Genomic DNA, 7,086 nt, shown 5'->3' with positions numbered 1-7,086 from the left:
AAGAGGACACCAAGGTCGCCGTCAAACCCGACGCTTCGGATGAAGCGGCGGGTGGTCTGACGGCGCACTGAGCGAACTCCAGTTGAAAACCAAAAACGGCGCCTTCGGGCGCCGTTTCTATTTTTGCGTTTCGCGGCGCCGGTGTTGCTCAGTCTGCCGCAGCAAAATGCGCCATCTGGTCTGCGTGTGCCTTCTCGAAGCACGGGCGCGCCGTGGCGCGCGCGACATAAGCATGACAGGCGGGATGGTCCGAGAGCCCGCCGAACCGATCGACAAGGCGCAACACATCCGCCATCAGGATGTCGGCGACGGAGAAGGTCCCGGCCAGCCATTCGCCTGTTTCCAGGACCGTTTCCATGTGCTTGAGCCGGGCCTCAAGGAAGGAGTCAAAAAACTTTCGCATTGGCGTTTCGTCGGTGTCACCTGAGAACATGAAGAAGGACCAGGGCTGGCTCGCGGCCTCGACTGAAGCGAGCGCTGCGAACAGCCATTCCGTGGCGTCGCTGCGGCCGCGCCGATTCGCGGGCATCAGCTTGTCGCTCAGCTCGCCGAGATGAAGCAGGATCGCGCCGCTCTCGAAAATCGAGATGTCGCCATCGGTCAGCCAGGGCACCTGGCCGAACGGCTGGTGCGCGAAGTGCTCGGCATTGCGATCGCGAAACGGCACGCTCTTGACGCGATAGGGCAAGGCGGCCTCTTCCAGGGCCCAGCGCACGCGCAGGTCACGCACATAGCCCCGCGGCATCTCGGGAACCCAATCGAAGGTGGTGAGGGTCAGGTCGGCCATCCGCTATCTCCATGTCCTGTTACGAAGTGTCCTGCTTCATAACAAAGGACGGACGAACGGCATGCGTTCCGACACCGCTGATGTGTTTTTCGTCACCGCGGAACGAGGAGCGCCGGCAGGAGCTACTCTTTCTTCTCGACAAAGAAATTGCCGATCGCCCCGAGCGCCATCAGCACGCTCGTGCCAAGGAAGACTGCGCGCATGCCGATATGGCCGCCGATGAATCCACCGGCGAGCGGGCCGATCACTTGCCCCGCATATTGCGCCGAGACTGAATAGCCGAGCATGCTGCCAGTGACGGTGTCAGGCACGTTGTGTCTGATCACGCTTGCGATGCATGGCAGCAGGCCGCCGAGCGACAGCCCCATCAGGAAACGCAGCACGATGAGTTGCCAGCTGCTCGTCACGAAGGCCTGCGGGATCAACAGCAGTGCCGAGACGGCAAGGCACACAATGATGATGCGCCAGTGGCCGACGCGGTCGGCGAGCTTGCCGAGGTGCGACGAGGACAGCAGGCTGCCGAAGGCCGCCGCCGACATCACGAGGCCGGCAACGAACGTTACCTGCGGTGCTTCGACCAACTGGGCGACATAGACCGTGATGATCGGCTCGATCGACATGTTGGCGATCATCAACAGCAATCCCGTCACCCACATCGCGGCGACCGGGCGCTTGTCCGGTAACAGCGACCAGCCGCCGCGCGATTTGCTGCCGCGCGCCGTCTGCGGCCGGGCTCCCTCGCGGATCAGGAACGTCGTGCCGAGGAAGGTGATGAAGATGATGCCGCCGGACAGGAAGAAGGTCGCGCGGATGCCGATCAGGGGCGGCAGGATGCCGCCGATCAAGGGGCCAACCAGGCTGCCGGCCATGATGCCGGCGGACAGCACGCCGATCGCCCAGCCGGAACGGGCCTTCGGGGTCTGGGAGGCGACGAGCACGGTCGAGCCCGAGGCGTAACCGCCGAGCAGGCCGGTCAGCAGTCGGAGCCCCACCAGTTCATAGACATTGTGGGCCAAGCCGATCAGCGACATCGCAACGGCCATGCCGAGGCTGGCGCGGATCAGCATCAGCTTGCGGCCGTAGCGGTCGGCGAGGCGCCCCCACAGCGGCGCGGTCAATGCGGCGGTGAAGAAGGTCGCGCCATAGGCTATGCCCGACCACTGCACGATGGCGGCATGATCGGTCACGCCAAGCTGCTCGACATAGAGCGGCAGGAACGGCAGCAGCAAGGTCATCCCCACGATCGTGGTGAAGGAGCCGAACACGCATACGATCAGGTTGCGCTTCCAGGGCCCTTCGTCGAGGGCTGCGTCGCGATCGATCTCCGTATCCATCTCAGCGCAGACCGATAACGGCGAAGCCGCGCGCCCTTAAGCCCCGGCGATCCTCGTTGAGCGAGCGGAGCAGGCGGTCGCGGGTGTCGCTGATATGGTCGGCCGCCTCGCGGGCGGCGGCATCCGGATCGTTGCTGCGGATGAATCCGAGAATGCGCCGGTGCTCGCGCCAGGCCTGCTCGCGCGACGGCTCGGTCCACACCTCCAGCCAGCGCGCCCGCGACAGCCGGGTCATCGCGCCCTCGAGCGCCTTGACGATGAACGGATTGCCGGAGAGGCGCGCGATCTCGACATGAAAATCGGTGCCGACGCGGTGCCATTCCTCGCGGGGCGCACCTGACTGGCAGGCATCCAGCATCGCTTCAACGCCGGCGAGATCGGCCTCGCTTGCCCGCGCGCAGGCGAGCCGCACGGCAGTCGTCTCCAGCGGTACGCGGAACTCGGCGAGCGCCGCCAGCTCACTGAGATCGATCGGCGCGACGATCCAGTTGCGGCCGTCCCGCCGCACCAGTTCTTCGCCTTCGAGCCGCAGCAGCGCGGCACGGATCGGCGTGCGCGAGCCCTCGAAGCGACTCTCCAGCCATCGCTCGGTCAGCCGCTCGCCGGGGCCGAGGTCGAGCGAGAGGATCATCTCCCGGAGTTGGTCGTGGATCTGAAGCATCTGCGACATGGCGGTCTCGGTAGCGAGGTGGAATTGTCGCCGGAACGGATATCCCGTTATGGTATCCCAAACAATGGTGTTTCGGGATACCAAAGGGCATGGCAGGTAGGCCGGCGGAGCGTGCATCCGATTGACGGCGCAGCGCCACATCTCGTGCCGCTCGGCGATGCCGTGGGTCAACAAGCGTCCGATGGATTGAGGCCGGCGAGCTTGCGCCGCGGGGGCCGGCGAGGCTAAAGAAGCGCGGCAGGTGAGGGCGGCTAGCTCAGCTGGTTAGAGCATCTCGTTTACACCGAGAGGGTCGGCGGTTCGAATCCGTCGCCGCCTACCACTATTACCCACATTGCGGATCAATTTCGTATTGCCGCGTCGCTCTGGCGAACATCCTCGCCCGCTACACGCGAGGCAGCAGTGTCTCGGGGGCGTCCTTCGGAGATGGTCAGGGAAAATCCGAACACGCTAACCAGACGCACAAGATGTAGTACACGGCCACTTGACGCTCGGCACCAATTTGGTCCTACTTCAGGCAGAGCCGTTTTGGGCTGCGGACCTTCATTGCGGGGTGGCAAGCTTCAGATAACTCCGACTCTGATTGGAAATGGAAGCTCGGCTGGGCCGGCACAGGCGGCAGTGTCGCTTGCGTTTTCGTTTTTTTCGATTGGAATGATATGCCCCAATGTGATTGGACGCTGGAGAGCATTTGCTCGTGGGCGGCGGAAGTGTCGTCCCGCCATCAGCGATGACGGAAGCAGTTGACCAGCACCCGACGACGGCTGATCCGGGCCTGACCGCCCTCGTGATGCTGTTGCAGTTCCATGGCATCGGGGCGGACCCGCAGCAGATCCGTCATCAGTTCGCGACCGCGACCATCGGCATTCCGGAGATGCTGCGCTGCGCCAAGGATCTTGGCTTGAAGGCGCGGGTCCGGACCACGAACTGGACGCGGCTTGCTCAAACGCCGCTCCCCGGCATCGCGGCCCTGCGTGACGGCAGTTTCCTCCTGATCGGCAAGGTCAGTGACGAGAAGGTACTGGTGCAGGCCCCGCGATCGCCGCGACCGGTCTTGATGAGCCGCGCCGAATTCGAGGCGGCCTGGGACGGCCGCATCGTCCTGATGACGCGACGCGCCGGATTGATCGATCTCTCTCGCCGCTTCGACATCACCTGGTTTCTCGGCGCCATCCACAAATATCGGCGTTTGCTCGGCGAAGTGCTGGTGGCCTCGTTCTTCCTGCAGGTCTTCGCGCTGGTCTCGCCGCTCTTCTTCCAGGTGGTCATCGACAAGGTGTTGGTGCATCGCAGCCTCGCGACGCTCGATGTGCTGGTGATCGGCCTTGTCGCGGTGTCGATTTTCGAGACGATACTGGGTATCCTGCGGACCTATCTGTTCTCCCACACGACAAACCGGATCGACGTCGAGCTCGGAGCGCGGCTGTTCCGCCACCTGCTCGCATTGCCGATCGCATATTTCCAGGCGCGGCGCGTCGGCGATTCCGTGGCACGGGTCCGCGAGCTCGAGAATATCAGAAATTTCCTGACCGGCTCGGCGCTGACCCTCGTCATCGACCTCTCGTTCACCGTCGTTTTTCTGGGCGTGATGTTTCTCTATTCCCCGATGCTGACCGCAATCGTGCTGGCGGCATTTCCGGCCTACATCGCGATCTCCGCCGGCGCGACGCCGCTGTTCCGCAGGCTGATCAACGAGAAGTTCAAGCGTGGCGCCGAGAACCAGGCTTTCCTTGTCGAGAGCGTTGCTGGCGTGGAGACGCTCAAGGCGATGGCGGTCGAACCGCAGATGCAACGGCGTTGGGAAGAGCAGCTTGCCGGTTACGTCGCGGCGAGTTTTCGCGTGACGCGGCTGGGCAACACGGCGAGCCAGACCGTGCAACTCATCAGCAAGCTGGTCACGGCCGCAACATTGTATTTCGGCGCGAGGCTCGCCATCGATGGCAGTATGACCGTCGGACAACTCGTTGCGTTCAATATGCTGGCTGGCCGGGTCAGCGCGCCGGTGTTGCGCCTTGCGCAGACCTGGCAGGACTTCCACCAGGCGCGCCTGTCGGTGGCGCGGCTTGGCGACATTCTCAATACCGCGACGGAGGCGCCCTACAATCCGGCGCGGGCCGCGCTGCCGGCGATCCGGGGCGACGTGGTTTTCGAGCATGTCGGCTTTCGGTACCGTCTCGACGGTCCGGAAGTGTTGCACGATGTGAGCTTCAGTGCGCCGGCCGGCCAGGTGATCGGGATCGTCGGTCCTTCGGGCTCCGGCAAGAGCACGCTGGGCAAGCTTATCCAGCGTCTTTACGTCCCCGAGAACGGACGTGTCCTGGTCGACGGTGCCGATCTCGCGATGGTCGATATCGCATGGTTGCGCCGGCAGATGGGTATCGTGCTGCAGGACAACGTGCTGTTCAACCGTTCGGTCCGCGACAACATTGCGCTTGCCGATCCGGCATTGCCGATCGAACGGATTGTCGCAGCGGCCCGGCTCGCCGGCGCGCACGAGTTCATTCTGGAATTGCCCGAGGGCTACGATACCGTGGTCGGCGAGCGCGGCAGCAGCCTTTCCGGCGGACAGCGCCAGCGCGTCGCGATCGCACGCGCGCTCGTCACCGACCCGCGCATCCTGATCTTCGACGAGGCGACGAGCGCGCTCGACTACGAGAGCGAGCGGATCATCCAGCAGAATATGAAGCAGATCGCCAGGGGACGAACCGTCTTCATTGTCGCGCATCGCCTGTCGGCCGTCCGCGGCGCCGATCGGATCATCACCATTGAGCGGGGCCGCATTACCGAGGATGGAGCACACGACGACCTGATCAGGAGGGATGGGCGTTACGCGAAGCTTTACCGGATGCAGAGCGGGATCCATGAAGTCCGCTAGCAAGATCATTCCGCTTCCGAACAGGCCCGCCCAACGCGACAGGGAGGAGCTGGCGTTTCTGCCGGCTGCGCTGGAAATCGTCGAAACGCCGCCGTCGCCGATCGGCCGCGCCATCGGCGCAACGATCATCGCGGCCTTCTGCCTTGCACTGGCGTGGGCCTGCTGGGGCATGATCGATATCGTCGCCTCGGCGCCGGGAAAGGTCGTTCCGAGCGGCCGCAGCAAGGTCGTCCAGCCCTTCGAGACCGGAGTTGTGCGCGCCATCCATGTTCAGGACGGCGTGAACGTCAAGGCCGGCGACGTCCTCATCGAGCTCGATCCGACGATGAATGGCGCGGAGCGGGAACACATTCAAAGCGACCTCACAGCCTCCCGTCTCGATATTGCACGGCTGCGCGCGGCGCTGACGCCGGATGGCGATCCCCTCGCGGCATTCAACCCGCCGCCGGATGCGGCTCCCGACCTGATCGCGATGCAGCGCAAATTCCTGCAGAACCAGGTCGCCGAGCACAAGTCCAAGCTCGCCTCGCTGGACGCGCAGCAAACGCAAAAAGAGGCCGAGCGCGCCACTATCATCGCGACCGTCAACAAGATCGGAGCGATGATCCCGGTGATTCAGGAGCGCGTCGACATTCGAACGGCCCTGCTCAAAACCGAATACGGTTCCAAGCTGCAATATTTCCAGGAGCTGCAGAGTCTGGTCGAGCAGCAGCAGGAGCTGGAGGTCCAGAAGAGCCACGGTCATGAAGCCGAGGCTGCGATCGCTGCGATCGCCGCGTCACGGGCGCAGGCGGTCGCAGAATACAGCCACAGCCTCTATGATGAACTGGCGAAGGCCGAACAGAAGGCCGGCGGTCTTGCGCAGGACCTCGTCAAGGCCGAGCAGAGAACCAGGTTTCAATCACTGACGGCGCCGATCGACGGTGTCGTCCAGCAGCTTGCGGTCCACACCGTGGGGGGCGTGGTGACACCGGGCCAGTCCCTGCTGGTGGTGGTGCCGACGGACAGTCCCCTGGAGATCGAGGCGATGGTGTCCAATCACGACATCGGCTTTGTGTATGTGGGGCAACCGACCGAGATCAAGATCGACACGTTCAATTTCACCCGATATGGCCTGCTGCACGGGACTGTCCTGAGCTTGTCGAAGGACGCGATCAGTCGCGACTTTCAGCAGGACAAGACTACGGACAACAAGCCACCGACGAGCGCCGATAGCAGCAGCGAACCCAACGGGCACGAGCTGGTCTATTCCGCTCGGGTGTCGCTCGATCGGGCGCAGATGCAGGTGGAGGACAAGCTGGTCAATCTCTCGCCCGGCATGGCTGTCACCGTCGAGATCGAGACGGGGTCGCGGAGGGTGATCAGCTATCTGCTTTCGCCGCTGCTCAAATACAGGCAGGAGAGCCTTCGCGAGAGATAG

At 63.7% G+C, this 7,086-nt stretch carries 5 protein-coding genes and 1 tRNA gene; 3 read left to right on the top strand and 3 right to left on the bottom strand.

Going from position 1 to position 7,086, the window contains the following annotated elements:
* Positions 1 to 148: 148 nt before the first annotated feature.
* From UP09_RS32805 to UP09_RS32795, 3 genes are all read right to left on the bottom strand, one after another.
* Positions 149 to 787: a glutathione S-transferase family protein gene (locus tag UP09_RS32805; protein WP_044542436.1), complete on the bottom strand. Its 639-nt coding sequence runs from the start codon at positions 785 to 787 to the stop codon at positions 149 to 151.
* Between the two features lie 122 nt (positions 788 to 909).
* Complete coding sequence (locus tag UP09_RS32800; RefSeq protein WP_044542435.1) at positions 910 to 2,121, bottom strand: MFS transporter; 1,212 nt, start codon at positions 2,119 to 2,121, stop codon at positions 910 to 912.
* Position 2,122: 1 nt separating this feature from the next.
* The gene (locus tag UP09_RS32795; protein ID WP_044542434.1) at positions 2,123 to 2,791 is read right to left on the bottom strand and encodes a GntR family transcriptional regulator; all 669 of its coding nucleotides are present in this window, start codon (positions 2,789 to 2,791) and stop codon (positions 2,123 to 2,125) included.
* A 245-nt stretch (positions 2,792 to 3,036) separates the two neighbouring features.
* Here UP09_RS32795 and UP09_RS32790 point away from each other — a divergent pair.
* From UP09_RS32790 to UP09_RS32780, 3 genes are all read left to right on the top strand, one after another.
* Positions 3,037 to 3,113, top strand: a tRNA-Val gene (locus tag UP09_RS32790).
* Between the two features lie 408 nt (positions 3,114 to 3,521).
* Positions 3,522 to 5,666 (top strand): type I secretion system permease/ATPase, encoded by a 2,145-nt coding sequence (locus UP09_RS32785; RefSeq protein ID WP_044542433.1) that lies wholly within the window; start codon positions 3,522 to 3,524, stop codon positions 5,664 to 5,666.
* Entirely contained in the window at positions 5,653 to 7,086 is a 1,434-nt protein-coding gene (locus UP09_RS32780; protein ID WP_044542432.1) for an HlyD family type I secretion periplasmic adaptor subunit, read from the top strand. Before UP09_RS32785 ends, UP09_RS32780 begins: the two co-directional genes overlap by 14 nt.

The organism is Bradyrhizobium sp. LTSP885 (assembly GCF_000938305.1).
GTDB lineage: Bacteria > Pseudomonadota > Alphaproteobacteria > Rhizobiales > Xanthobacteraceae > Bradyrhizobium.
This window is presented reverse-complemented; position numbering and strand designations above follow the sequence as displayed.

Bases quoted from the DNA above. Each gene is read 5' to 3' on its own strand.
- UP09_RS32805 (WP_044542436.1), bottom strand. From the start codon at position 787: ATGGCCGACCTGACCCTCACCACCTTCGATTGGGTTCCCGAGATGCCG.
- UP09_RS32800 (WP_044542435.1), bottom strand. From the start codon at position 2,121: ATGGATACGGAGATCGATCGCGACGCAGCCCTCGACGAAGGGCCCTGG.
- UP09_RS32795 (WP_044542434.1), bottom strand. From the start codon at position 2,791: ATGTCGCAGATGCTTCAGATCCACGACCAACTCCGGGAGATGATCCTC.
- UP09_RS32785 (WP_044542433.1), top strand. From the start codon at position 3,522: ATGACGGAAGCAGTTGACCAGCACCCGACGACGGCTGATCCGGGCCTG.
- UP09_RS32780 (WP_044542432.1), top strand. From the start codon at position 5,653: ATGAAGTCCGCTAGCAAGATCATTCCGCTTCCGAACAGGCCCGCCCAA.